This is a genomic window from Hahella ganghwensis DSM 17046, assembly GCF_000376785.1.
Classification (GTDB): Bacteria; Pseudomonadota; Gammaproteobacteria; order Pseudomonadales; family Oleiphilaceae; genus Hahella; species Hahella ganghwensis.
In genome coordinates this window covers 17,625-40,674 of sequence record NZ_AQXX01000096.1, presented here as the reverse complement: position 1 = coordinate 40,674, position 23,050 = coordinate 17,625, and the positions used below count along the sequence as shown (strand labels likewise).

Below are 23,050 nucleotides of genomic sequence, written 5' to 3'. Positions count from 1 at the left end.
TGTTTTTTACATATCACAGCCTTCTTCCTGAAACATTTGCTCAAGCTCTCGGTATCCATCAAGCTCCATTAATAAGCGACCTTTTTCATTTCTGGCGACTTTGAGCCAGTATTCTCCTTCGACTGCGCCGACTAGAGCATAGAGGAAATTCAAACTTGGTTTAGAACTACATTCTTTTTTCAGTTTAATGAACGCCCTAATTGCTCCAATAGCTCTAAGATCATCAGGAGTTTTAATGCCAACCGCTATAAGCCACGCCTCAGATTTTGGTCCTAAACCAGGAAGATCTCTTAATTTTTCCACGTTATTCTCTTCTACGATAACATCTTGCTCGGCTCTTGCCTGTTTGCCGCCATGTTCTTATATGTGATGGAGATCACTAATTGCACAGGTCATGATATCAAGCTCACCAATTATTGTTTGTGGTGGCCTAATATCTGCTCCCTTAAATAGAATTTCGTCCACGTCTGATAGCATCTGTCTTGCATCGGACATAAGACGCTCACCTAACTCTGTAAAGTGAATTTCCTTTTGCTTTCCAGTCCCATTGATTTGCTCAAGATATCCCAAGCGGCAGAGTTCTTTCACAGTTTTAGCGACCATTTGTCTTGTCACTTCTAAGTTTCGTGCTATCTCTGAGCCATAATTTACTCCGCACTCGAGAACGCTGAGAAAAGAGAGGAGTGAAGGTGTAAGCGATGTAAAACCTTTTTCCACCAGGCGCTGAGACAGGTATTTTGTAATTACATCGTTTAGCCTTGATGCACTTTGAATGAGCTTCAATGACTGAGATTCCACCAAGGGAATCCCTTTTTTTGTAAACCCAGTTGACATGTGAATTCTCAGTGGTTAATCTTTATGTCAACCTAGTATACATAAAGAGGATGGCTATGTTAAATCTGAGAAGTGTCATGACAGCAAATGCTATCAGTTGTCTAGTTTTCGGCGGGGGGTTTGCTTTTCAACCTGACGCGGTGGCAAATTTTTTGGGTGGTGCGTCAGCAGCTCCCCAGTTATTCATAATGATCCTGGGTATTCTATTAATAGTTAATGGTCTCCATCTGCTCTGGGCCTCAAGAGTCCTTTTACCCCCAAAAGCATTGATATTGTATTTTTCAATAGGCGATTTTATGTGGGTAATCGCATCAATAGGTTTAATGGTTACAGGCGAATGGATTACGACCACGGGAGGTGTGTGGGTTACAAGTGCTGTTGCAATTATGGTGGGCATTTTCGGGATACTTCAAATAACGAGCAGAAAAGCGATGGGAAATTGTTAAGTACAAATTAGCAACAGGACAGGCTTAACGTCTGCGACAAGTGCAGTGAGTTGTCGCGCCAATTTGACTCCCCTGGACAGCATGGTACCAGCTGCTTTTGAGTGTTTGCGCCAAGCTTCCAGCACGTCACATAAAAAATAGTAGATGCGCCTTTATCTTTTGTAACACCACCGAGATCAATAGAAACTAGTATTCTTAAATGAAAATCAGTACGGCTTCTGCGCGTTGTTAATAAAGTTCGAATAAGTGTCGGTCAGGAGTTCAGCATCTTCATCAAAGTCATCCGGATCTTGGTACCCACCAATATCATCCAGCAGCAAAACGGTCAGTGTTTTTCCGTATTCTTCCGAGTAGATGCTGTGCTCGACCACTTCTTCGTCAAACCAGATACCGGCCCTGTGCCGTACACCATCGCGCGCATGAAATGAAAACTGTTCCTGGGCGGCCAGCGAAAGCTCCGGCACTTCGTTGAATCCTTGCCGGGTCGCGAAGTAGCGGCCAGACCGAAACGCTTTCTCGCTGGATTTCGCCCAGTGCATGCAGCCTTCCTCGGACAATACCGTCACGGCGCGACGCTTGGTAAAGTCGAGCCATTTCAACACGGCAGCAGTCAGTGAGACGCCATAGCGGTCGGCGCAGTGATTCATCAGATCAAAACTGAAGGGCTGGCCATCGGCCTGCGCTCGAAAATCATGGTTAGGCATAAGTAGGTTGGCGGCAAAGGCGTTGGCCTCTATTTCTATGATCTTCTGGCCCTGATCTTCATCGCGCATATCCTGCTCACCACACTCAAAACGATCACCGGCCAGCGACTTGCGGTGGACCAAGTAATGGCCGAGTTCGTGAGCCAGGGTGAAATTCACCCGGCCGGCGTGGGTGATGCTGTCATTGAAGAGAATTGCCCACTGGTCTGGATTGGGATGACGAACCAAAGCACCGTCGATGCTCGAAAAAGTATTACCCTGAACGGCAGTGATAGGGTCAGGGTTGAAAGATGGCGTCAGGTCCAGTGCCACGGCTTTGACATCGACCGGATAGCGGTCAGTGCCACTCCGGACTAGATCAAGTAGTTTGGTTATTCTGTTGGATTCCTTAAGTGGGCTTAGTTTCTCGGTCAAGATTTTTTGCTCCACATATCTATCATGTCGAGGATCTTCTCCTGATCCCCCTTATCTAGCTGACCCAGCTTGCGAAAAAACACTTCTTGGGTCAGTCCTTCGCTGACTTCCGTCTGCTCGTTGTCCAATAAATAGTCAGTGGTGACGTCCAGCGCCTTGGCGATGGCGGCTAATTTTTCGGCAGATGGGCGCTTCACGCCTTTGTTTTCCAGCTCCCAGATGTAGCTCTTGCCGGACCCGATTAGCTCTGCAAGTTGTTCTAATGTAAGGCCTTTTTCTTTGCGGAGCTCTTTGATTTTGGCCCCTAACAGATTGGCCATTTTGGTCTCCTCGGTGGTTGGGTTTAAAAAGTTCATTATAGACATACATTTTTTACTTGAAAATGATTATATCCGCTCTTATCTTTGAAGTTCGCTATCTTGAACTTTCTGTATGTTGATACCGAGAGTTTGCCGTTTACTATCACTTGATGAGGATTTGAGCCTATGCCAATCGTTCGTAACTTTATCCGCCACTCTTCACCCCAGGGTCTGGAGGAGTATTTCACCACCAAAAATATCGCAGTCTTGGGCGTAGATTGGTCTTTGGACCAGGCTACCGTCGCCGGCAATGTGATCCAACTGATTGACCATCTGCCGCCCGAGGATCAAGCCAGGCTTCGGGTGGATGCTGAGCGGATTAATCACATGGCGGACGAAGTTGGCCAGGCGGCCTTACTGAGTGTCGTGACCAATCCGACACAACTGAGTCTTATGCCATCGGCGCTGGAGCGCAGTCGATGGGTATACCTGCATCAGCCGGACAAGTTCCGGCATGCCGAGGATATCCGCTACGCAGACCAATACCGACATGGTCGCAATTGGAGCGGATATCAACTCCCGCCATCGCTGCCCTTGCATACCGATCCGGTATCACTGGACACCTTCAAAGAGAAAATGAAGTCTCTGTTTGGACTGGGCGACAAGGTCAAAATCGAGCTGTTTGACCGCACATTACCCGATGACGACGGGAACGATGTCGATGTGGTGCAGGTAATGATCTACCAGGAAGGTCTGCCAGATGCTTACCTGGAATTTGAAGGTGAGGAGAACATTGTTTCCCGCATTCGCCGACCGGTGTCAGAACATGCCATTACCTATTCACCGGACACCGGAACGGTGGAGATTGTTGCAGCCAAACGGGAACGTCGCGAGGTCATTGCCAAGGCATTTACGGAGGATTTGCTCAAGCAGACGGTGGAGGCGGATAAAGTACCACTGCGCCAATATTGCCTTGATCCGCTATTGAATGGGCAGGCATTAGACTGGGACACCGACGACTGCATTGACTCAGTTCAGCTGGTGATGATGAAGCTGAAAGACCTGGCTGGCGATGGGCGTATCCAGATCGAAGTGCCCACCAAAAACGACACGGATTTCCATGACTACTGCCGGGAACACTTCAGTGATTTTAACCCGCTGACCTCCAACTCTTTCGTACCAATTCAGGCGACCATCAGCATTCGCTTTCAACCGGAGGAAGGCTCAAATCGCAAAAAAGTCCTGCCGGTAAAAATCTCCTTGCCGAATGGTTGTGATCTGCGCAGCCGCACTGAACGGGAACGATTAATCGGTGAGAAATACTTGAAGCGTTGGGGTCTGGTACGGGAAATTAATCCATGATTTCGTCTTCGCCTAAGATCAGCAGGAGCGCACTCGCGCTTCTGTTTGATTTGCTGAGCACACCAAAATTGGAACTCTCTGCAGAGCAATTTAATGCTCGGGAGGAGTACCGTGAACTGCTGGCCGCAAGATTGTTAACGCCAGTCAGCTCAACGCCAACGTCGGTATGCATTCATGGTCGCGACCACGACATCCTCCCTAATGCCACTGGACCGGGATTTGGCTATTTCTCTGCTGGTGCCGGGTGGGTGAGCGTGCCGATGGAGGAGTTGCAACGCTATCGGGCAGACCCTTTACGTGTGCTTTCTGTTTTACGGCAATGGCTGGAAATATCCGATCGGTCGGCGATAGCTGTTTTGCAGCACGACGCTATTTGGGACTTGGGTGATACGTGGATGGGCAAACGGAAGCTCGCCGTTTTGTTCCTGCGCAGAGCTCATCTTCCCAAATCAATGCAACAGCTCCAGCAGGCGTTGCAGGTATTTCCCAGACGAAAATCTGCCATGGTGTTGACCGATGTGCCGATAAACACCTTCGGACCAGACCTTCCGGGTGAACCGCTCTGCACTGATCTCATGGGCTTGATTCCTCCGGATGAGGAGATGGTTGGCTCGATTGACAAGGAGCTGATTGCAGACCTGCTTGGACTGGGTATTCCTAAACGAAGCCAGACCGGTCCGGTGTATTGCTCCGAGGATGGCGGTGAACTGGTGGTGAATGGTGAGACATATCATTTCACCGGCGATATACATCGCTCGATTATCCGGCAACTCAGCGATGCCTGGTTGCGAGGCGAGCCACGCCTGAGAACTGCGGCCGTGTTGGTAGAGGCGGAGTCGAATGCGAAGGCGATAAGTCAGGCTTTTAATCGTTGCAAAACCGATTGGCGCAAGGCGGTTGGCTACGGCGATGGATTTAGCTGGCTGATAGTCGAAGAATAGAATCCGTAGCGTGTTGCAAAAGGCTGGTGTCATTCGTGGCATCGGCCTTTTTTGTTTTCAGGTCGCCGTTTTTATCCAGTCGCAAAAAAAATATTCCGAGAAATTAATCCTTCCTAACCTCTGGCCTAACTTCCGCCTAAACGGCTCCTAACCGGCCGAATTACATCATAGCACCACGTTTCCGCAACAACCCTAAGGAGCAAAACGTGAGTGTAAATCATATGAATCAACGGCAATTAGCCAACCGCTGGGGCGTGAGTGAAGCCTGTCTGGAACGCTGGCGTTCCGAAGGCATCGGCCCTGTTTTTCTCAAACTTCGTGGCCGGGTCATGTACCGCCTGGAAGACGTCGAAACCTATGAAGCGTCTTGTCTGCGCAAAAGCACTTCGGAGCGTGTGTCAGGAGGTGCGGCATGAGCCTTTCTCTTGAACACGCCCAGCTGATGAGCATTGGCGATCTGGCCTCGGCCTCCGCCGCTGACCTTCAACAAGTCCAGGACGAAGCTGCCGAATTGCTGCGCAAATCGAAAGCGCTGAAGGACTGGATCGATGGTGCTGTCGCGCTCAAGTACGAGCAGCGTGCACAAGCGATCCGTCAGGAGCAAGGCAAGGACACCGGCAAAGTGCATTTCGTGGATGACGGTATCCGAGTCACTTCTGAGCTTTCCAAACGCCCGGAATGGGATCAGCAAAAGCTCGCTGAAATCGCCAAGCGCATCGCTGAGGCAGGCGATGACCCTGCTGAGTTTATCGACGTTGCCTACAAGGTTTCCGAGCGCAAATACACCGCCTGGCCTGAGTCACTGCGCGCCGCTTTCGAGCCAGCCAGAACTCTGAAAACCGGCAAGCCCACTTTCCATCTTGAAACGGTTAAGGAGTAACAACCATGGCCATTTTTACCAAAGAAACTGATTTTTTGAACGCGCTGCGAAAGAGCAGCTATTCCCTGGAAAAACTGCCAGACGAGATTGCCATTCCGGCTCTACGTGATGGCGATGAGGCTGAGTGCAAGCCCTTGTTGCTGGCCACGGTCGATGACGTCGCTTTTGCCCAGCAAGGGCTCAATAAAGAAATGAGCCGGCTGGTGGAAAAGATGGAGGCTTTGCGCCGCCTGCATGACATGGCTCGCGGTGTCGGCGCCAAGGGCTCTGATTATGCGCTGGAATTTGTCCGTGAACATGGGGAGGTGAAGCCATGAGCTTTCCCATCATCACAGCCGATCAGCGATTGGCTGAAAAGCGCGGCATCAAAGGCTGCATCCTCGGGCCATCCGGTATCGGTAAGACCAGTTTGCTCTGGTCTGTGGATGCTGACTCGACATTGTTCTTTGATCTGGAAGCTGGAGATCTGGCCGTTGAAGGCTGGATTGGGGATGCCATTCGGCCTCGCACCTGGCAGGAGTGTCGTGACTTTGCCGTGTACATCGGTGGACCGAATCCGGCCCTGCGCGAAGACCAGCCCTACAGTCAGGCGCACTTTGACGCGGTATGCGTGAAGTTTGGTGATCCCGCCAGCCTCGACAAGTACGACACGGTTTTCGTCGATTCCATCACCGTTGCCGGCCGCCTGTGCTTGCAGTGGTGCAAAGGTCAGCCGCAGGCATTCAGTGATCGCACCGGCAAACCGGATACACGCGGTGCATACGGCCTGCATGGCCAGGAAATGATTGCCTGGCTGACGCATCTGCAGCACACCCGCAACAAGAACATCTGGTTCGTCGGCATTCTCGACGAAAAAGTCGATGACTTTAATCGCAAGGTTTTCACGCCGCAGATCGATGGTTCCAAAACCGCGCTTGAGCTGCCCGGCATCGTCGACCAGGTGATCACGTTGGCAGAAATCAAAAGCGAGGACGGCGGCAGCTATCGCGCCTTCATCAACCACACGCTCAATCCCTTCGGCTATCCGGCCAAGGACCGCAGCGGCCGGCTGGATCTGATTGAAGAACCGCACCTCGGAAAGCTAATGGCAAAGATCCGTGGGCCAGTGAAGCCCGCTGCTGATCGCCTGAGCTTTGGTGGTCCCGATCACACCACGGTGTTGCACGCCACCAATACCCTGAACAACGAATCCCTAGTTACTGAAGCTCGCTCTTCTGCATCCATGCAGCCGCGAGATACCGATCATCCTGATCATAAAGGAGCCAAATAATGAACACTTGGAATGATTTCAACTCAGCCGACGATCAAAACAGCTTTGACCTGATCCCCAAAGGCACATTAGTCAAAGTCCGTATGACCATTCGCCCCGGTGGCTATGACGATGCCTCGCAAGGATGGACCGGTGGTTACGCCACCCAAAGCAACACCACAGGATCGATTTACCTCAATTGCGAATTTGTGGTGCTCGATGGCCCATACGCGAAGCGCAAGATGTGGAGCCTGATTGGTTTGCACAGCCCGAAAGGTCCCGAGTGGGCGAACATGGGCCGGGCCTTTATCAAAGGCATTCTGAATTCGGCGCGAGGTCTTCACCCTCAGGACAACACACCTCAGGCACAACAGGCGCGTCGCATTCAGGGCTTTGCTGATCTGGATGGCATTGAGTTTGTTGCCAAAGTGGACATGGAGAAAGATCAAAACGGCGATGACAAAAATGTCGTGAAGACTGCCATTACCCCTGACAGCAAAGACTATGCGGCGGTGATGGGACGCATCAATACACAACCCACCGCACCCACATCCAAGCCTGCCACTACTGCCGCACCTTCCGGTCGGCCCAGCTGGGCACAATAAGGAGGTCGGCCCATGATATTACGACCTCGTCAAAAGCTGTTTGTGGAGCGCAGTTTGACTGCGCTTAAACAGCACCAAAATACATTAGGAGTGGCGCCTACGGGCGCCGGCAAAACCATCATGCTGTCCGGTGTTGCCGGGCAGTGGCTGGCTGGTGAAGATGCCAAGGCCTGCATGCTAGCCCATCGCGATGAACTCACCACTCAGAACGAAGCCAAGTTCCGGCGCGTAAATCCTAAGGTAAGTACTTCTGTATTTGATGCTCACGCTAAGTCCTGGGACGGGCAAGCTACCTTCGCCATGGTGCAAACGCTGGGCAGAGACAGCAATCTGCAAAACATGCCCACGCTGGATCTACTGGTGATTGATGAAGCGCACCATGCGGCGGCGCCAACCTATCGACGCATTATCGATCATGTTCGCGATCGCAATCCGAACGTCGTTATTTTCGGCGTAACGGCAACACCCAACCGGGGGGATAAGAAAGGCCTGCGACCGATATTCAGCAACGTGTCGGATCAAATCACCCTCGCGGAACTGATTTCGTCCGGCCACTTGGTACCGCCTCGTACCTTTGTCATTGATGTGGGCACACAGAGTGAGCTGTCTCAGGTAAAGCGTGCGGCCGACGATTTCGACATGACGGCGGTCGACGCCATCATGAACAAGGCGCCAATCACCGATGCCGTTATCCGGCACTGGAAAGACAAAGCCCACGATCGACCCACCGTAGTGTTCTGCTCCACTGTGAATCACGCTCGTAATGTGGCAGAGGCTTTTACGGCCGCCGGATTTGCGGCAGAGCTGATCCACGGGGAGTTGACCACAGCTGAACGTCAGGCGGCACTGAGTCGCTTTCAATCGGGCGAATCCCAGATCATCGTGAATGTGGCTGTATTGACTGAGGGTTGGGACTTTCCACCCACCAGCTGTGTGATTTTGCTTCGACCCAGCTCTTACAAATCCACGCTGATCCAGATGATCGGTCGTGGCCTACGCACTGTCGATCCCAACGAACATCCCGGTGTCACCAAGAGTGACTGCATTGTTCTGGATTTTGGCACCAGCACCTTGCTGCATGGCTCTCTGGAGCAAGACGTCAATCTGGATGGCCACGAAGGATTGGGTGAGGCGCCGCAAAAGGAATGCCCTGGATGCGGTGCCATGGTACCGGCGGCGATACGCGAATGTTCGCTCTGTGGTCACGTATGGGAGCGCACAGAAAGCAAAGGCAAAGTCGATCTCTCCGATTTTGTTATGTCCGAAATAGATCTGCTGAAACGCTCATCGTTTCGTTGGTGTGATCTTTTTGGTGACGACGCGGCGCTGATGGCGACGGGATTCGAGGCCTGGGCAGGCGTGTTCTTTCTGGCAGGTCATTGGTACGGCATGGGTGGCGGTAAGAAGCAGTCGGCGCGTCTGCTTGCCAAAGGTGATCGAACAGTTTGTCTGGCTGCAGCCGACGACTGGCTTAACGAGCATGAGACCGAAGATGCCGCCAACAAATCGCGCAAGTGGCTCAATCAAGCGGTTACTGCACAGCAATTGCGCTATCTGCCACCGGCCTATCGCAAAGACTTCGGCTTGACCCGTTATCAAGCCTCTTGCCTGTTGGCATTCCAGTTCAACAAGCGCGACATCCAGTCCCGAATTTTTAACGCAGCAGAACGCAGGGAGGCGGCTTGATGTGCACTACCGATGTTTTATATGCCACCGCCCACCGCGAGGCTTTGGCTGGCTGGACCCCGATCGCAAACAAGCACCAGAGCAACGGCGAGCCAGCTACAAGCGGTTCTGCTCCAAGCTCTGCCAGGACATTCACTATCAATTGCAGCGCAAGGGGGTGGCAATGAGCCGAACAGATCTTGAACAAAAAGCGGCTGAATCAGTGCTAGCGCCACTGGCGGATTACGTTGTCAGCGTGGGCATGAATAAAGGTTTGGGTGACTACACCAAGACTGAAATTACGGGCCTGATCGATGCCGTATTGAACGCTTATCACGCGGCTTTGCAGGAGTTGTACAAAGACGAGGTGCCTTTCTGATGCTGGACTTCAATCATAAACCCAACCTGTCTGAGCAGATTTGCGCGCGCATTGATGGCGCGTTGCAATCAGTTCAGGCGCAACAAACACCCCGCAATTATCTGGGTGCCTCACGTCTTGGTGTCGCCTGCGACAGAGCATTGCAGTTTGAGTATCTGAAAGCGCCAGTGGATGAAGGTCGAGAGTTCTCAGGTCAAACACTGCGCATCTTCGCTGCCGGGCATGTATTTGAATCGCTCGCGATCGACTGGCTGCGAGCTGCGGGATTTGACTTGCACACCGAAACGTCCACTGGCGGGCAATACGGATTTTCTGCCGTGGATGGTCGTTTGCGGGGTCACGTCGATGGCATTTTGGCGGCAGGACCCAACGACATTACCGCTCAATACCCGGCGCTATGGGAATGCAAATCGCTGAACGGCAAATCTTGGAAGGATACGGTGAAACGAGGACTGACCCTGTCCAAGCCGGTCTATGCGGCACAGGTTGCGCTGTATCAGGCGTATATGGAACCGCAAATTCCAGGTATTTCGAATAACCCGGCGCTGTTCACCGCCATCAATAAAGATACCGCCGAAATCTATTTCGAATGGGTGCCATTTAACGGGGAGCTGGCACAACGTGCGTCCGATCGTGGCGTGCGGGTTCTGCAAGCCTGTGATGCTGGTGAGCTGCTGCCTCGGCTAAGTCATGACCCGACCCACTACGAGTGCCGGTTCTGTCCTTGGCAGGATCGCTGCTGGCGGGAGGTATCAGCATGACCAATGTCGTTTGGCTCGACTTTAACGATGCTCCTGATCAGGAGGCTTCACTCAAGCCCCGATTCGAGGCATCGGAATTAAAAGCACAATTGCTGGCGCGATTGCCTTCTGTGTTGCACTACCTGTTTCCCGCTGGCAAACAACGTGGCAAGCAATACGTGCTCGGCGATCTGGATGGCAATGCCGGCAAGAGTCTGGTGATTGAACTGGATGGTGCTCGTGCGGGCATGTGGATCGACTTTGCTACTGGCGAAGGTGGTGACATTTTTGATGCTTGGGCACGTGTTATGCAACTGGATGCACAACGCGATTTTCCAGCCGTGATGACATCCATTGCACAGTGGCTGGGTGTGCCTGATCAGGCCACATCAATGGGTTCCACTAAAAGCTTGGCCCCTGCCCATACTAAATCTATTCCGGTGGATGAGCTTGGGCCGGCAACAGCCAAGTGGGACTACCGCGACCCACACGGCAAATTGATCGCCTGTGTGTACCGCTATGACACACCCAACGGCAAGGAGTTTAGACCCTGGGATGTGCTGGCGAGGACAATGCGTGCTCCGGATCCGCGCCCTTTGTATAACCAGCCACAGGTAGCATCGGCGTCGCAGATCATTTTGGTGGAAGGTGAGAAAGCAGCGGATGCACTGATCCGTGAAGGGCTGGTAGCCACCACAGCTATGAACGGCGCCCACGCCCCTGTGGGTAAAACGGACTGGTCGCCGCTTAAAGGTAAGCAGGTGTTGATCTGGCCGGATAACGACGAGGCTGGCCTGCAATATGCTAGCCGCGCTGCGCAGGCATTAATTCAATTTGGTGCCAGCACTGTTGCCGTCTTGCATTTGCCCAACGACAAGCCTGAAAAGTGGGATGCCGCAGACGCTGTGGCCGAAGGCATGGACGTATGGAGCTTTGTGCGGGATTTCCAGCGCACAATCCTAAAGGATGCTCCAGCGATCCCGTTTCATTATCTGGGAGACTTGCTGGCCGATACATCGCCGATGCCTGACGACTTGATTGCGCCGCGTGTTTTAACACCAGGAGGCATGATCGTTTTCGGTGGTGCACCTAAGGTCGGCAAGAGTGATTTTCTGCTGTCGTGGTTGGCGCACATGGCAGCTGGCGAACCCTTCTTGGAACTCTCACCCTCGAGGCCACTGCGCGTGTTTTATTTGCAGGCCGAGGTGCAATACCACTATCTGCGCGAGCGCATTCAGTCGATGGGCTTGTCGGCCGCGCTTTGCCACAAGGCAGCAAACAATCTTCTGGTTACACCTCAGTTGCGGCTAGTGCTCAATGACGAGGGTGTGGAGCAAGTGATTGAGGCACTGCAACAAGCCGCAGCGAACGGTGGAATGGATGTGCTGGTGATCGACCCCATCCGCAATGTGTTTGATGGTGGTCCGGATGGCAGCAGTGAAAACGACAACAACGCCATGTTGTTTTTTCTGCGCGAGCGTGTTGAGCGGTTGCGCGATGCGATCAATCCGGAGGCCGGCATTATCCTCGCGCATCACACCAAGAAGATCAGCAAAAAACAGGTGGAGGAGGATCCATTTTTGGCGCTGTCGGGTGCGGGCAGCCTGCGTGGTTATTACACCACCGGCATGCTGCTGTACCGGCCGGACGAAACCCGTACTGACCGGGTGCTCGTATTTGAACTGCGCAACGGCCCTAGCTTACCCACTAAGCACGTCGATAAAAGCCAAGGGCGCTGGATTGAGCTGGACCCCAATCACGATAGGCTGGTCAATCAAGACTACGCCGCGAAGCTGGATGCTGAGCGATTGCGCAAGCGCGATGTCATTGTGCAAATGCTCTTTGATGAGGCCGCGCTGGGACGTGTCTATACCGCCAACCAATTTGCGGAAACCTTCGAGGGTCACGCCGGGCTCGGCGCCAATCGCACCATCAACGAGCGGGTCTCGGTGTTGTCCAGCAAAGGCGACATCAAGTTTTTTCGTAACCCTGAGGACTATGGACTGCCCGAACTGACGCGCAGCAAGTACGGCTATCTGTGTGTGGAGGGGATGCTCATCCCCGGGCCTGAAACCGTGGACACGGATACAGGGGAGCTGACGCAGTCCTGCTACGCCATCAAACCCACCCATTACAAATGCCCGCAAACCGGTGCCGTTCTCCCTGTCGAGAATCCGGATGTGTGGGTTTACCAGGAGGTACCTTCGGTATGAAAAACACCCCAATCGTCAGTCTGCAATCTGACCCAGATTGCTGCAAACTGCAATCTGCCTGCAAACTTGAATCCAGCAAAAACAACCACTTAGAGCAGTTTGCAGATTGCAGACCCCAGATTGCAGAGACCCCCTGCAATCTACCCACAAACCCAGCAATGACGGGGCTTGCAGGGGGAAATCCAGATTGCACGCAGACTCCCTCTCCCTACGGGAGAGGAGAGCCCCAAAGGGTGGCTCTCCATCCCGGGGCGGAGGGTTTGGCAAACACGACCGGTCCAGTGATGCTCTGTTTGGATCTCGGGAACACTAGTGGCTGGGCTATCCGGACTGCTCAAGGGCTCGTCACCAGCGGCGCTGCTAGTTTCAAAAACGACCGCTGGCAAGGCGGTGGTATGCGTTTCGTGAAGTTCACTCAGTTTTTGAACGAGCTGAATCAATCTGTTGGCCCAATCCGCCTGGTCTTCTTCGAGGAGGTTCGCCGCCATTTGGGTGTCGACGCGGCCCATGCTTACGGTGGCTTTATGGCACACCTGACTGCCTGGTGCGAGCAGCAGGCCATTGCCTATGAGGCTGTACCGGTTGGCACTATCAAACGACACGCCACCGGCAAAGGCAATGCCAGTAAGGACATGATGCTGGACGCCGCGCTGCGCCGTGGCCATCAGCCTGTCGACGATAACGAGGCCGATGCGCTGGCCTTGCTGTACTGGGCGATGGAGCATCGCCAAGGAGGTCTGTGATGACGCATTGGCAAACCGAACAGGTGGCCGCACGCTTTGAGGAATGCGTGGCTACGCTACGCAAGCTTCCCGGCGATCGTTCGTTGGGCTACGTGAGCTACTGGCCTGATATCAAATACGAGCCCCGCGAACTGGCTCGGCAAGAGCCGCAACCCATTCGGTTGCGTGCCACGCCGGATCAGATTACGCGCATGGAGGAAACCCTGACCTGGATAACCTGGATCAACCACGGAGAACGAAATCTGGTGTGGCTCAGAGCTTACCGGACGCCTTGGCGAGTGATTGCGCGGGAAACTGGCTTCCCCAAAACCTCTGCCCAGCGTTATTGGCATGGGGCGTTACTAAAAATAGCGGCGCGTTTAGAACAGGAGCGTAAGTCTGCGTGAGAACGCCAAAACCACCGGTGGGACAAAAGCGGCTTTTTGAGCGAGAATACTTGCTAATCTCACGAGTGAACTGCACACAAGCCACGGCCACCACACCGTGGCTTTTATGTTTAGGACGAACGGTATGTCGCGGGTGCATGGATGCACAGGAGCGACTTCATTTCTGCTGCCCCATGCCATGGGTCCTTCCTGGCCGATGAGCAATACGGGGGGCGTGAGCGCGGCATTTCGCTAGCGTCAGGGTGCGAACTCGGGTTCGCAGGGTTCGCGGTTCGCACACCTATATTTCCAAGGTATCTCATGTTATCTGTCAGCGTTGAAACGGTGGAGCATTGGCCGCTCCAGCGATTGATTCCCTATGCCAAAAATGCGCGCACTCATGACGATGCGCAGGTCTCTCAAATTGCCGGTTCCATTGCCGAGTTTGGCTTTGTAAATCCGATTCTCGTCGGTGACGACAACGTCATCATTGCGGGACATGGCCGACTCATGGCGGCCCAGCAATTAGGGCTGCGTGAAGTGCCGGTGATTGTGCTGGCCCATCTGTCCGAAGCTCAGCGCCGCGCGTTAGTGATTGCGGATAACAAGATTGCCGAGAATGCCGGCTGGAACGAAGACCTGCTGAAGCTTGAACTCGCCGACTTGAAAGACATCGGCTTCGATCTGGACCTCATTGGTTTCTCCGACGAGGAACTGGATGAGCTGCTCGGTGGCGATGATGATGCCGGCGAGTCAGACGAAGATGCGGTGCCTGAAATTGAACAGGAGCCCGTCAGTCAGAACGGCGATTTATGGCTCCTGGGTGATCACCGCCTTCTGTGTGGTGACTCCACCAATGCTCAGGATCTCGCCCGATTAATGGATGGCGGGCTGGCCGATATGGCGTTTACCGATCCTCCCTACAACGTCGATTATGGCAACAACGCCAAAGACAAAATGCGCGGCAAAGATCGGCGCATTCTGAATGACAATTTGGGCGATGACTTTTACGCGTTTTTGAAGGCAGCGCTTTCCAACATGCTGACGGTGACCATGGGCGCCTGCTATGTGGCTATGTCCTCCAGCGAACTGGATACGCTGCAAAAAGCGTTCAGGGATGCTGGCGGCAAATGGTCGACGTTCATCGTCTGGGCCAAGAATACCTTTACCTTGGGTCGCTCCGATTACCAGCGCCAGTACGAACCGATACTGTACGGCTGGCGTGAAGGCAGTGACCATTACTGGTGTGGCGCCCGCGACCAAGGCGATGTCTGGTTTTTCAATAAGCCGGTCAAGAATGATCTGCATCCCACCATGAAACCGGTGGAGCTGGTTGAGCGAGCGATTCGCAATTCCAGCAAAAGCCGGGATGTGGTGTTGGATCTGTTCGGCGGATCTGGAAGCACACTCATTGCCTGCGAGAAAACCCATCGATCAGCCAGGCTCATCGAGTTGGATCCGAAGTACGTGGATGTGATCGTGCGGCGTTGGCAGGACTATTCGGGAAAGCAGGCCACCCGCGCGTCGGATGGTCGGCCGTTTGATGAAGTGGCGTTGGAAGCCCAAACGGTGACTAGCGTTTAAGCCATTCACCGTGGCTGATCGTTTTGCAAATTTCGATGGCTTCGCTGTCCCAGGGTTGCAATGAAAGATGCAAATGCTTGAGCGTTTTCTCAATGTGGGATTGGACCAAAAATCGAACATCGTCGGTCTCGTCCAGCTCATTAAAGAAATCAAACAAATCATCGTCACCCACTAATTCGTACAGCTGGTCGCAGGCTGTTTTGCGTGTGATCGGCGCTGTCATCAATCGTTGCAGTTCGCAGGCTTTGGTGGTGGTGTTAGGTTGGCTCCAGGTTCCCATTTGTTTGTCCTCGGTGGCTTGGTGTGTCTGTATGAACGCTTCCTTGCGAGAGTTAATCAAGCTATATCCGAAGCTTTCTGCTGCCCCATCGTTCGCCGTCAAACAGGTACAGATAATCGGCATCGCAGACCTGCGCCAATGCCAGTAACTGCGACTCACTAGTGGTTCTTTTTGGCTGGGTTTGTGCCCATGCATCACCGCGATCCCGGTGGTACGCACAGGCTTTATCGGCTTGTAGGTAGGAAATATCTCCAAGTGCTATCAGGTCGGCGGCGACCTCAGCTGAGTTGTAATGCGCGCGTAGCGTCGGGCCAACACCATGATCAGCATCATAGCCGTCATGGTGACAGTAAATGGACAGGTAATAACCATCCTTGGCGATGGCAATCAGACATCGAGTGCTCATTGCGCCACCTCCTGTTGGATGCGGTAATGGCGAGGCTGGCCTTCGTTTTTGTAAGAGGTAAGCGTCAACCCAAGGCGCTTTTTCAGCGTGTTGGAAAAGACGCCGCGCACCGTGTGTTTTTGCCAGCCCGTTTCCTGACAGATGTCTTCGATGCTGGCGCCTTCAGGACTCTGCAGCAGCGCAATCATCCGGGCTTGCTTGGTGCCTTCTCGCAGGTTTGCTCTAGCCTCAGCGTTTGTTGTTTTTGGCTCAGGCTCAAGTCCGATGGCCTGGTAGCCGAGTGGCGCTATGGCGTGGCCGTTTTCGTTGGCAATGATCAGCTCACGCGTTAGTAGCCCTTGGATCACCCGGGGTTTGATCCCGGCATTGATGTTGTCGGGCAAGGGTTCGATGTTGCCATCGGGCCGCTTCGCAGCGGCCGTCAGGATGGTGATTTGGGTGGGTGTTAGTTGGATCATGGTGTGCTCCTTTATTCGGCGTACTCGCCTTCTTGGAAGGCAAAATCGGTCAGTTCTTTCAGCTTTTCGGCGATGTAGCCGAGGCTGCCGGCGTGCCCCCAGTTGATTTCATCGGGGTGGGTGTTGAAGTGGTCGTCGCTCAGGGCTTGCAGGCGGGCCAGTGCCTCGTCGATCTCCGCTTTGCGGGCCATAAAGGTGTCGAGGGCGGTAGGTTTGCGGCTCATGTTGTTGTCTCCGTGTGCGCTTTCGTTAAGCACATGAACGCTTCCTTCAGAGCACTTATCAACTCAATTCCGCTTAATAATTCGATTAAAAACAGTAGGTTATGGCGTGGGCGTATCATTGCGGGCGTATGCCAAACATCGCGGAGTTTCCGATACGGCGGTGCGCAAGGCCGTCAAGGCTGGACGCATTTCATTGGAGCCTGACGGCAGTGTCGACATTGCCAAGGCCGATCGCCAATGGACACTCAATACCGACCAGTCCCAACAACGAAAACCAGCAGCTGCGACCAAAGCAGTCCCCAAGGCTGCCTTGGATGCGGTCGACGAGACACTCAAGGAAAGTCGTGGTCCGGCCTCCGGAACCACCTACATGCAAGCGCGAACGGCCAACGAAGTGCTCAAGGCGCAGACCAATCGGGTCAAGCTGCAGCAGCTAAAACAGGAACTGGTGGATCGCTCAAAAGCCATCGCCCACGTGTTCAAGCTGGCCCGTTCAGAACGTGATGCCTGGCTCAACTGGCCCTCGCGGGTGTCAGCACAGATGGCGGCCCGTCTCGAAGTAGACCCTCATACCATGCATGTCGTTTTAGAAGCTTCAGTGCGAGAGCACTTACAGGAACTGGGTGAGATTCAGTCGAGAGTGGATTGAAATGTATATCTGTGATATTCGACCTTGAGATATTTGCAAAGAGCTGCGTACAATCCGCGATATCTATATCGTTAAGGATATATGCCATGAGTAAAGACAAGCCGATAAAACAGACGTTTATCCCAAATAAAGCGTCTCTGGATAAAGTTGCGAAAGGTTTTGAGCGAGCCAAAACAAAGGCCGACAAAACTAAGAAAAATACTAGCCTCGTCGATTACGTGGAAGTTAAATAAAACCTATATTGGATCTGACAGTGAAAGAAAGCACAGTCACAGTGTTCGTACGCAAAGAGCTTGATCAGGAAAGCCAAACTAATAGCGAGTTGCGAGCACTTATCAGCGATTTTAAGCGCTATAAATCAGGGGTTCAGGTCACTTATTTTGGTAAGGATGTGCCTTATCATGATCCAAAACCGTATGCTGAAAGGGCAAAATTGCGTCATGTGCATGTCCTAGATAAGGTCAAAACTGTTCGTGTACGTGCTGGAACAAGTGACAGCGCTTTGATCTATACAGAGGCTTCGATGACGCCAAATACTTATTATGTGATCGACTTTATTGTTGATGGCGCACATCAAAAAGCGCGGGATTTCAGCTATATGAATTGGCTGATTGACAAGGCTGAACAATTTAGGATGAGGAAATAATAGTGACTGAAACTGGCACTTTGAAACCTTTGTGGCGAGAGAAAACTGAACCGCCAGCTCTCGGCGAATATTTTGTCGCCGTTCGTTATCCTCATGGATTTGGTTCCTACGATGTAGCGTCCTGGAACGGTAGTCAGTGGCAGCTTGGATACAATGCAGATATTGTAGGATGGATTCCTTTGGATGAGATTCTAGGTGGGTTGAATGCAGGCTGGCCCTCAGATGATGAAGAAAATTTCGGTAAGCCGTTCCGTGAGCAATTTGAAGAGCACCGCAAAAAAAATCCGCTCTCAGATTCAAGCGAAGACGATTTTGTAGAATTGAAAGACTGAAAATAAGATTTTTTGTTTTTACCGTAAGGCGCTTCGGCGCCTTTTTTGTTGCCAAAATTCTCTACAGATAATGCGATTTAGTGAAAAAGAATGGACTACGACGGTGCGCTGGACATCGACCGAGCCTGGCGAGAAGGACTGACCCCCGATCCACTGTTATCCGTCTCCGAATGGTCAGACCGTCATCGCATGCTGTCGAGCAAAGCCTCGGCGGAGCCCGGTCGCTGGCGCACCAGTCGGACGCCGTATCTGAAAGCCATTATGGATTGCCTGTCGCCAACCTCGCCCATTGAGCGGGTCGCGTTTATGAAGGCGGCCCAGCTAGGTGCAACGGAGATGGGCTCCAACTGGATTGGCTATGTGATCCACCATGCGCCGGGACCAATGATGGCGGTATGGCCTACCGTGGAAATGGCCAAGCGCAACTCAAAGCAGCGCATTGATCCGCTGATAGATGAGTCGCCCATCCTTGCAGAGTTGATCGCACCTGCGCGATCACGCGATTCCGGCAACACCATTTTGTCGAAAGAGTTTCGTGGCGGTGTACTGGTAATGACCGGTGCTAACAGCGCCGTCGGACTGCGATCCATGCCGGTGCGTTATTTGTTTCTAGATGAGGTCGACGGTTATCCATTGGATGTCGAAGGTGAAGGTGACGCGGTGTCGCTGGCGGAAGCACGTACCCGTACCTTTGCTCGGCGCAAGATATTCATTGTTTCCACACCAACCATTTCGGGCGTCTCTGCCATTGAGCGGGAATTCGAAGCCTCAGATCAACGTCGTTACTTTGTGCCATGCCCGCATTGCTCACATCGGCAATGGCTGCGATTTGAACAATTGCGCTGGGAAAAGGGGCAGCCTGAAACGGCGGCTTATGTCTGCGAGTCATGCGATAAACCCATCGCCGAGCATCACAAAACCTGGATGCTCGAACACGGCGAATGGCGAGCCATGAACACCGAGGGCAATTACAAAACAGCCGGCTTTCACCTGTCGTCTCTGTACAGCCCGGTGGGTTGGCGATCCTGGCAAGACATCGCAGCCACATGGGAAAGTGCTGTAAGCAAAGAGTCCGGCTCGGCTGCCGCCATCAAAACTTTTAAGAACACCGAGCTGGGCGAAACCTGGGTCGAAGAAGGTGAGGCACCGGACTGGCAGCGACTGATTGAACGACGGGAGGGCTATGCACTCGGCACAGTGCCGGAGCAGGGTTTGTTGTTAGTGGGTGCGGCCGATGTGCAGAAAGATCGTATCGAAGCATCCATCTGGGCATTCGGTCGTGGCAAAGAATCCTGGCTGATTGAGCATCGAATTTTTTTGGGTGACACAGCTCGTGAAACCGTGTGGCAATCACTGAAATCGATGATCGACGAAACCTGGACCCACGCCAGTGGCAACCAAATGCCACTGACGCGATTTGCCCTGGATACAGGGTTTGCCACCCAAGAGGCCTATGCCTTTGTGCGTGGATGTCGCGATTCCCGGGTGATGGCCATTAAAGGCGTACCACGCGGTGCCGCGTTGATCGGTACACCTACGGCAATTGATGTTTCCCAAGGCGGTAAAAAACTGCGCCGAGGTATCAAGCTCTACAGCGTTGCAGTGGGTATCGCCAAGCTTGAGTTCTATAACAATCTGCGCAAAACCGCTGATGTGGCAGAGGACGGAATCACACCGGTTTATCCGGCGGGCTTTGTCCATCTACCGAAAATCGATGCAGAGTTTATTCAACAACTCTGTGCCGAGCAGCTCATTACTCGTCGCGATCGAAACGGCTTCCCGGTGCGTGAATGGCAGAAAATGCGTGAGCGTAACGAGGCCTTGGATTGCTATGTCTATGCTCGCGCCGCCGCTTCGGCCGCCGGACTTGATCGCTTCGAGGAGCGGCACTGGAATGAGCTTGAACGACAGCTCGGACTGGCATCAGACACCGCCGCCTTATCACAAGCAACACCCGCAGAGACCACGGCTCAATTGAGTTCGGCTAGTGGCCTTTCATCTTCTGGCACCTCGCGACGGTCACGGCAAGTGGTGCGCAGTCGCTGGTTAACCTAATTAAACAGCCTTGAGCTGTCAGGTTTCCTCGCCTTTTGGGATGAAACCTGACTCAACTTAAAGAGAAATCACTATGAGTTTACAAACCCGGATTGAAAGTCTGGTGCTACGCATCGCCCAGGAATTCAACACCCTCAACAGCAAAACTGGCGCGCTGGCAAGCCTCACCACAACCGATAAATCCAGCCTGGTCGCTGCTATCAATGAACTGCAGGCGGCAGTTACCAATGGAACGGGTATCGATGATGCGAACGTCGCACTGACCACTACCTATTCATCCTCCAAGATCGTCAGCCTGCTGGACACATTGAAGGCTGAAATTCTGGGTGGTGCAGATGCCGCCTATGACACCTTGTTGGAAATTCAGCAGTTGCTGCAAGACGGTACCACCGGTCTGGATGCGTTGCTCGCAGCGGTAAACAACCGGGTGCGTTTTGATGCGCCACAAACCTTGACGGTGCCAGAGCAAACACAAGCTCGCTCGAATATTGGTGCGGTAGCCACAACCGATGTGGGCAACACCGACACGGACTTTGTTGCGATCTTTGAGGCGGCCTTGAGCTAATGACACTGATCGAGCGATTGACGGCGTTAGCGGTTCGCATCGGTTCGGAAGTGAAGTCAAAGATCACCGCCAATCATCCCGGTGTGGCACGTGCCTGGGTGTGCTTTGGTTATGACGGCAATGCCATCGTCTTGCGCGCAGCTTTCAACGTGGCCAGCGTCAATCGGATCGCCAGAGGCCGGTACCGCGTTTACTTCAGTCAACCCATGCTGGATACCCATTATTGCTGGACCGCCTTAGCGCGCAGTAGCACCGATAACGGTGCCCAGCGAATTGCCATCGTGCGTGAAACCAACAACGAGAAGACCGAGCAATACGTGGACATCAGCTGTGCCACGACCTCGACCACTTACGCCGATTCCACTGAAATCAATCTCACGGTATTTCGCTAATGGCTTACACACAGGAACAGTTGGAGTTACTTTAGGCTGCTCTGGCCAAAGGCGAAAAGCGCGTGAGCTTTGGCGATAAAACGGTGGAGTATCGCAGTGTCGACGAACTCAAAACAGCCATTGAAATCATTAAACGCGATTTGTTTGAGCAGGCAACCGCCACTGGATTATGGCCGGGTGCGCCCAGACAAATTCGTATCACCACCGGCAAGGGTTTCTAAATGAGTTGGCTTGGAAGAATTCAACGCCGCTTGTTTGGCGGCTCACCGACCTACGATGGTGTTGGTGGTGGACGTCGTGCACTGGCCTGCGGCCGGGGTGGAAGCCTTCGTGTCCAATGCGATCGGCACTGGCATCAAGCCCCAAAGCATGGTGCAAGATCAGTCATTACGTGAAGCCATCCATCGGCTTTGGTCCGATTGGTGTGAGCAAGCGGATGCCGCCGGGCTCACCGATTTCTATGGTTTGCAGGCCTTGGCTTGCCGCGCCATGCTCGAAGGCGGTGAATGCCTGGTGCGCCTACGATTTCGCAAGTCCGAAGATGGGCTGCCCGTGGGTTTACAACTGCAGGTTCTGGAGCCTGAGCATTTGCCGGTATCCATGAACACGCAAACACCGTCCGGTAATTTAATCCGTGCTGGTATCGAATTCGACCGTTTGGGACGGCGTGTGGCCTACCACTTAACACGTACCCACCCCGGAGATGGTGCCCTGGCGCCTATGTCCAGTAACGGAGGGTCCGGTAGCGGCGGGATGGATACGGTTCGCGTCCCGGCCGCTGAAATCGTCCACTTATTTCGCCCGCTGCGTCCTGGCCAGATTCGTGGCGAACCCTGGCTTGCACGAGCACTCGTCAAACTCAATGAACTGGACCAATACGACGATGCCGAGCTAGTTCGCAAGAAAACGGCTGCGATGTTTGCGGGCTTCATTACACGGCTGTCACCGGAAGACAACCTGATGGGTGAAGGGCTTCCGGATGCTGCCGGTGCCGCTTTGGCGGGTCTTGAGCCTGGCACCATGCAAATTCTGGAACCGGGCGAGGATGTGCGTTTTAGTCAGCCGGCCGATGTGGGTGGCAGCTACGCCGAGTTTTTACGCATGCAGTTTCGGGCGGTGGCGTCTGCCATGGGCATCACCTATGAAATGCTCACTGGTGATCTAACGCAAGTGAACTACTCATCCATTCGCGCGGGCTTGTTGGAATTTCGCCGCCGGTGCGAAGCGATTCAACATGGCGTGATTGTGCATCAGTTGTGTCGGCCGATATGGCGAGCCTGGATGGAGCAAGCAGCACTCGAAGATGCTTTACCGCTGCCGCAATTTGCGGAACGCAAGCGGGAGTACCTGGCAGCCAAGTGGATCCCTCAGGGCTGGCAATGGGTTGATCCGAAGAAAGAGTTCGATGCCATGCTCACCGCTATCCGCGCGGGTCTTTTGTCTCGCTCCGAAGCCATATCCGCGTTCGGCTATGACGCCGAGGATATTGATCGAGAGATCGCCGCCGACAATCTGCGCGCTGATGAACTCGGACTGGTTTTCGATTCCGATCCGCGACAAGACAAGCCATCAGTGATTGGCGCAACGCCAACTCCACACCAAGACTCTCAGGAAAACTAA

At 53.4% G+C, this 23,050-nt stretch carries 32 protein-coding genes; 23 read left to right on the top strand and 9 right to left on the bottom strand.

From position 1 onward, the window contains the following. Positions 1–6 precede the first annotated feature (6 nt). The 5 genes from F566_RS32325 to F566_RS0108570 all read right to left on the bottom strand — a co-directional run bounded on the left by F566_RS32325 (position 7) and on the right by F566_RS0108570 (position 2,718). Entirely contained in the window at positions 7–303 is a 297-nt protein-coding gene (locus tag F566_RS32325; RefSeq protein ID WP_020406584.1) for a TfoX/Sxy family protein, read from the bottom strand. Positions 304–360: 57 nt separating this feature from the next. Beyond that, positions 361–834: a MarR family winged helix-turn-helix transcriptional regulator gene (locus F566_RS0108585; protein ID WP_020406583.1), complete on the bottom strand. Its 474-nt coding sequence runs from the start codon at positions 832–834 to the stop codon at positions 361–363. Positions 835–961: 127 nt separating this feature from the next. Beyond that, the gene (locus tag F566_RS36855) at positions 962–1,231 is read right to left on the bottom strand and encodes a hypothetical protein (RefSeq protein ID WP_157496711.1); all 270 of its coding nucleotides are present in this window, start codon (positions 1,229–1,231) and stop codon (positions 962–964) included. A 255-nt stretch (positions 1,232–1,486) separates the two neighbouring features. Continuing rightward, the gene (locus F566_RS0108575) at positions 1,487–2,398 is read right to left on the bottom strand and encodes an ImmA/IrrE family metallo-endopeptidase (protein WP_033415992.1); all 912 of its coding nucleotides are present in this window, start codon (positions 2,396–2,398) and stop codon (positions 1,487–1,489) included. Beyond that, positions 2,395–2,718 (bottom strand): helix-turn-helix domain-containing protein, encoded by a 324-nt coding sequence (locus tag F566_RS0108570; RefSeq protein WP_020406580.1) that lies wholly within the window; start codon positions 2,716–2,718, stop codon positions 2,395–2,397. The genes F566_RS0108575 and F566_RS0108570 overlap by 4 nt, the downstream gene beginning before the upstream one ends. A gap of 165 nt (positions 2,719–2,883) precedes the next feature. On the opposite strand from F566_RS0108570, the gene F566_RS0108565 reads away from it, so the two are divergent. From F566_RS0108565 to F566_RS0108500, 14 genes are all read left to right on the top strand, one after another. Next, complete coding sequence (locus F566_RS0108565) at positions 2,884–4,059, top strand: hypothetical protein (RefSeq protein WP_020406579.1); 1,176 nt, start codon at positions 2,884–2,886, stop codon at positions 4,057–4,059. Next, on the top strand, positions 4,056–5,000 hold the full coding sequence (locus F566_RS0108560) for a hypothetical protein (RefSeq protein ID WP_020406578.1): 945 nt from the start codon (positions 4,056–4,058) through the stop codon (positions 4,998–5,000). Before F566_RS0108565 ends, F566_RS0108560 begins: the two co-directional genes overlap by 4 nt. 206 nt (positions 5,001–5,206) lie before the next feature. Beyond that, positions 5,207–5,416, top strand: a complete 210-nt coding sequence (locus tag F566_RS0108555) for a helix-turn-helix transcriptional regulator (protein ID WP_020406577.1) — start codon at positions 5,207–5,209, stop codon at positions 5,414–5,416. Next, positions 5,413–5,880, top strand: coding sequence for a hypothetical protein (locus F566_RS0108550; protein WP_020406576.1), 468 nt, complete (start codon positions 5,413–5,415; stop codon positions 5,878–5,880). The genes F566_RS0108555 and F566_RS0108550 overlap by 4 nt, the downstream gene beginning before the upstream one ends. A gap of 5 nt (positions 5,881–5,885) precedes the next feature. Then, positions 5,886–6,197 carry a hypothetical protein gene (locus tag F566_RS0108545; protein WP_020406575.1) on the top strand — a complete coding sequence of 104 codons (312 nt, stop codon included), beginning with the start codon at positions 5,886–5,888 and terminating at the stop codon, positions 6,195–6,197. Then, the gene (locus tag F566_RS0108540; RefSeq protein ID WP_020406574.1) at positions 6,194–7,150 is read left to right on the top strand and encodes an ATP-binding protein; all 957 of its coding nucleotides are present in this window, start codon (positions 6,194–6,196) and stop codon (positions 7,148–7,150) included. Before F566_RS0108545 ends, F566_RS0108540 begins: the two co-directional genes overlap by 4 nt. Then, positions 7,150–7,734 carry a hypothetical protein gene (locus F566_RS0108535; RefSeq protein ID WP_020406573.1) on the top strand — a complete coding sequence of 195 codons (585 nt, stop codon included), beginning with the start codon at positions 7,150–7,152 and terminating at the stop codon, positions 7,732–7,734. The genes F566_RS0108540 and F566_RS0108535 overlap by 1 nt, the downstream gene beginning before the upstream one ends. 12 nt (positions 7,735–7,746) lie before the next feature. Next, positions 7,747–9,420, top strand: a complete 1,674-nt coding sequence (locus F566_RS0108530) for a DEAD/DEAH box helicase (protein WP_020406572.1) — start codon at positions 7,747–7,749, stop codon at positions 9,418–9,420. Between the two features lies 1 nt (position 9,421). Next, entirely contained in the window at positions 9,422–9,778 is a 357-nt protein-coding gene (locus tag F566_RS32320) for a DUF6511 domain-containing protein (protein ID WP_051085291.1), read from the top strand. Then, a complete protein-coding gene (locus F566_RS0108520; RefSeq protein ID WP_020406570.1) occupies positions 9,778–10,539 on the top strand; it encodes a hypothetical protein in 762 nt (253 codons plus the stop codon). Before F566_RS32320 ends, F566_RS0108520 begins: the two co-directional genes overlap by 1 nt. Further along, positions 10,536–12,731: an AAA family ATPase gene (locus tag F566_RS0108515; RefSeq protein WP_020406569.1), complete on the top strand. Its 2,196-nt coding sequence runs from the start codon at positions 10,536–10,538 to the stop codon at positions 12,729–12,731. Before F566_RS0108520 ends, F566_RS0108515 begins: the two co-directional genes overlap by 4 nt. Beyond that, a complete protein-coding gene (locus F566_RS37670; protein ID WP_020406568.1) occupies positions 12,728–13,474 on the top strand; it encodes a RuvC family protein in 747 nt (248 codons plus the stop codon). Before F566_RS0108515 ends, F566_RS37670 begins: the two co-directional genes overlap by 4 nt. After that, on the top strand, positions 13,474–13,860 hold the full coding sequence (locus F566_RS0108505) for a DUF6362 family protein (protein WP_020406567.1): 387 nt from the start codon (positions 13,474–13,476) through the stop codon (positions 13,858–13,860). The genes F566_RS37670 and F566_RS0108505 overlap by 1 nt, the downstream gene beginning before the upstream one ends. Positions 13,861–14,160: 300 nt before the next feature. Further along, positions 14,161–15,423: a site-specific DNA-methyltransferase gene (locus F566_RS0108500; protein ID WP_020406566.1), complete on the top strand. Its 1,263-nt coding sequence runs from the start codon at positions 14,161–14,163 to the stop codon at positions 15,421–15,423. On the opposite strand, the gene F566_RS0108495 is transcribed toward F566_RS0108500, so the two are convergent. The 4 genes from F566_RS0108495 to F566_RS0108480 form a co-directional block, all read right to left on the bottom strand. Continuing rightward, positions 15,413–15,703: a hypothetical protein gene (locus F566_RS0108495; protein WP_020406565.1), complete on the bottom strand. Its 291-nt coding sequence runs from the start codon at positions 15,701–15,703 to the stop codon at positions 15,413–15,415. The genes F566_RS0108500 and F566_RS0108495 overlap by 11 nt on opposite strands. A gap of 61 nt (positions 15,704–15,764) precedes the next feature. Further along, on the bottom strand, positions 15,765–16,109 hold the full coding sequence (locus F566_RS0108490; RefSeq protein ID WP_020406564.1) for a hypothetical protein: 345 nt from the start codon (positions 16,107–16,109) through the stop codon (positions 15,765–15,767). Beyond that, positions 16,106–16,567: a DUF3489 domain-containing protein gene (locus F566_RS0108485; RefSeq protein WP_020406563.1), complete on the bottom strand. Its 462-nt coding sequence runs from the start codon at positions 16,565–16,567 to the stop codon at positions 16,106–16,108. The genes F566_RS0108490 and F566_RS0108485 overlap by 4 nt, the downstream gene beginning before the upstream one ends. Positions 16,568–16,578: 11 nt before the next feature. Further along, complete coding sequence (locus tag F566_RS0108480; protein ID WP_020406562.1) at positions 16,579–16,791, bottom strand: hypothetical protein; 213 nt, start codon at positions 16,789–16,791, stop codon at positions 16,579–16,581. A 106-nt stretch (positions 16,792–16,897) separates the two neighbouring features. On the opposite strand from F566_RS0108480, the gene F566_RS0108475 reads away from it, so the two are divergent. From F566_RS0108475 to F566_RS34815, 9 genes are all read left to right on the top strand, one after another. Continuing rightward, positions 16,898–17,440, top strand: coding sequence for a hypothetical protein (locus F566_RS0108475; protein WP_020406561.1), 543 nt, complete (start codon positions 16,898–16,900; stop codon positions 17,438–17,440). A gap of 86 nt (positions 17,441–17,526) precedes the next feature. Further along, the gene (locus tag F566_RS36850; protein WP_020406560.1) at positions 17,527–17,673 is read left to right on the top strand and encodes a hypothetical protein; all 147 of its coding nucleotides are present in this window, start codon (positions 17,527–17,529) and stop codon (positions 17,671–17,673) included. Positions 17,674–17,693: 20 nt separating this feature from the next. Next, complete coding sequence (locus F566_RS0108465) at positions 17,694–18,086, top strand: type II toxin-antitoxin system YafO family toxin (RefSeq protein WP_157496710.1); 393 nt, start codon at positions 17,694–17,696, stop codon at positions 18,084–18,086. Between the two features lie 2 nt (positions 18,087–18,088). Further along, entirely contained in the window at positions 18,089–18,418 is a 330-nt protein-coding gene (locus F566_RS0108460) for a hypothetical protein (protein ID WP_020406558.1), read from the top strand. A 90-nt stretch (positions 18,419–18,508) separates the two neighbouring features. Continuing rightward, positions 18,509–20,473: a phage terminase large subunit family protein gene (locus F566_RS0108455; RefSeq protein WP_020406557.1), complete on the top strand. Its 1,965-nt coding sequence runs from the start codon at positions 18,509–18,511 to the stop codon at positions 20,471–20,473. Between the two features lie 73 nt (positions 20,474–20,546). After that, complete coding sequence (locus F566_RS0108450; protein WP_020406556.1) at positions 20,547–21,038, top strand: hypothetical protein; 492 nt, start codon at positions 20,547–20,549, stop codon at positions 21,036–21,038. Beyond that, positions 21,038–21,430 (top strand): hypothetical protein, encoded by a 393-nt coding sequence (locus F566_RS0108445; protein WP_020406555.1) that lies wholly within the window; start codon positions 21,038–21,040, stop codon positions 21,428–21,430. Before F566_RS0108450 ends, F566_RS0108445 begins: the two co-directional genes overlap by 1 nt. Before the next feature lie 62 nt (positions 21,431–21,492). Next, the gene (locus F566_RS34820; protein ID WP_020406554.1) at positions 21,493–21,651 is read left to right on the top strand and encodes a phage head-tail joining protein; all 159 of its coding nucleotides are present in this window, start codon (positions 21,493–21,495) and stop codon (positions 21,649–21,651) included. Positions 21,652–21,661: 10 nt separating this feature from the next. Beyond that, entirely contained in the window at positions 21,662–23,050 is a 1,389-nt protein-coding gene (locus tag F566_RS34815) for a phage portal protein (protein WP_211210627.1), read from the top strand.

Coding starts and splice junctions, on each gene's coding strand:
- F566_RS0108585 (WP_020406583.1), bottom strand. CDS start 834: ATGTCAACTGGGTTTACAAAAAAAGGGATTCCCTTGGTGGAATCTCAG.
- F566_RS36855 (WP_157496711.1), bottom strand. CDS start 1,231: ATGCCCACCATAATTGCAACAGCACTTGTAACCCACACACCTCCCGTG.
- F566_RS0108570 (WP_020406580.1), bottom strand. CDS start 2,718: ATGGCCAATCTGTTAGGGGCCAAAATCAAAGAGCTCCGCAAAGAAAAA.
- F566_RS0108565 (WP_020406579.1), top strand. CDS start 2,884: ATGCCAATCGTTCGTAACTTTATCCGCCACTCTTCACCCCAGGGTCTG.
- F566_RS0108560 (WP_020406578.1), top strand. CDS start 4,056: ATGATTTCGTCTTCGCCTAAGATCAGCAGGAGCGCACTCGCGCTTCTG.
- F566_RS0108550 (WP_020406576.1), top strand. CDS start 5,413: ATGAGCCTTTCTCTTGAACACGCCCAGCTGATGAGCATTGGCGATCTG.
- F566_RS0108545 (WP_020406575.1), top strand. CDS start 5,886: ATGGCCATTTTTACCAAAGAAACTGATTTTTTGAACGCGCTGCGAAAG.
- F566_RS0108540 (WP_020406574.1), top strand. CDS start 6,194: ATGAGCTTTCCCATCATCACAGCCGATCAGCGATTGGCTGAAAAGCGC.
- F566_RS0108535 (WP_020406573.1), top strand. CDS start 7,150: ATGAACACTTGGAATGATTTCAACTCAGCCGACGATCAAAACAGCTTT.
- F566_RS0108530 (WP_020406572.1), top strand. CDS start 7,747: ATGATATTACGACCTCGTCAAAAGCTGTTTGTGGAGCGCAGTTTGACT.
- F566_RS0108520 (WP_020406570.1), top strand. CDS start 9,778: ATGCTGGACTTCAATCATAAACCCAACCTGTCTGAGCAGATTTGCGCG.
- F566_RS0108515 (WP_020406569.1), top strand. CDS start 10,536: ATGACCAATGTCGTTTGGCTCGACTTTAACGATGCTCCTGATCAGGAG.
- F566_RS37670 (WP_020406568.1), top strand. CDS start 12,728: ATGAAAAACACCCCAATCGTCAGTCTGCAATCTGACCCAGATTGCTGC.
- F566_RS0108505 (WP_020406567.1), top strand. CDS start 13,474: ATGACGCATTGGCAAACCGAACAGGTGGCCGCACGCTTTGAGGAATGC.
- F566_RS0108500 (WP_020406566.1), top strand. CDS start 14,161: ATGTTATCTGTCAGCGTTGAAACGGTGGAGCATTGGCCGCTCCAGCGA.
- F566_RS0108495 (WP_020406565.1), bottom strand. CDS start 15,703: ATGGGAACCTGGAGCCAACCTAACACCACCACCAAAGCCTGCGAACTG.
- F566_RS0108490 (WP_020406564.1), bottom strand. CDS start 16,109: ATGAGCACTCGATGTCTGATTGCCATCGCCAAGGATGGTTATTACCTG.
- F566_RS0108485 (WP_020406563.1), bottom strand. CDS start 16,567: ATGATCCAACTAACACCCACCCAAATCACCATCCTGACGGCCGCTGCG.
- F566_RS0108480 (WP_020406562.1), bottom strand. CDS start 16,791: ATGAGCCGCAAACCTACCGCCCTCGACACCTTTATGGCCCGCAAAGCG.
- F566_RS36850 (WP_020406560.1), top strand. CDS start 17,527: ATGAGTAAAGACAAGCCGATAAAACAGACGTTTATCCCAAATAAAGCG.
- F566_RS0108455 (WP_020406557.1), top strand. CDS start 18,509: ATGGACTACGACGGTGCGCTGGACATCGACCGAGCCTGGCGAGAAGGA.
- F566_RS0108450 (WP_020406556.1), top strand. CDS start 20,547: ATGAGTTTACAAACCCGGATTGAAAGTCTGGTGCTACGCATCGCCCAG.
- F566_RS0108445 (WP_020406555.1), top strand. CDS start 21,038: ATGACACTGATCGAGCGATTGACGGCGTTAGCGGTTCGCATCGGTTCG.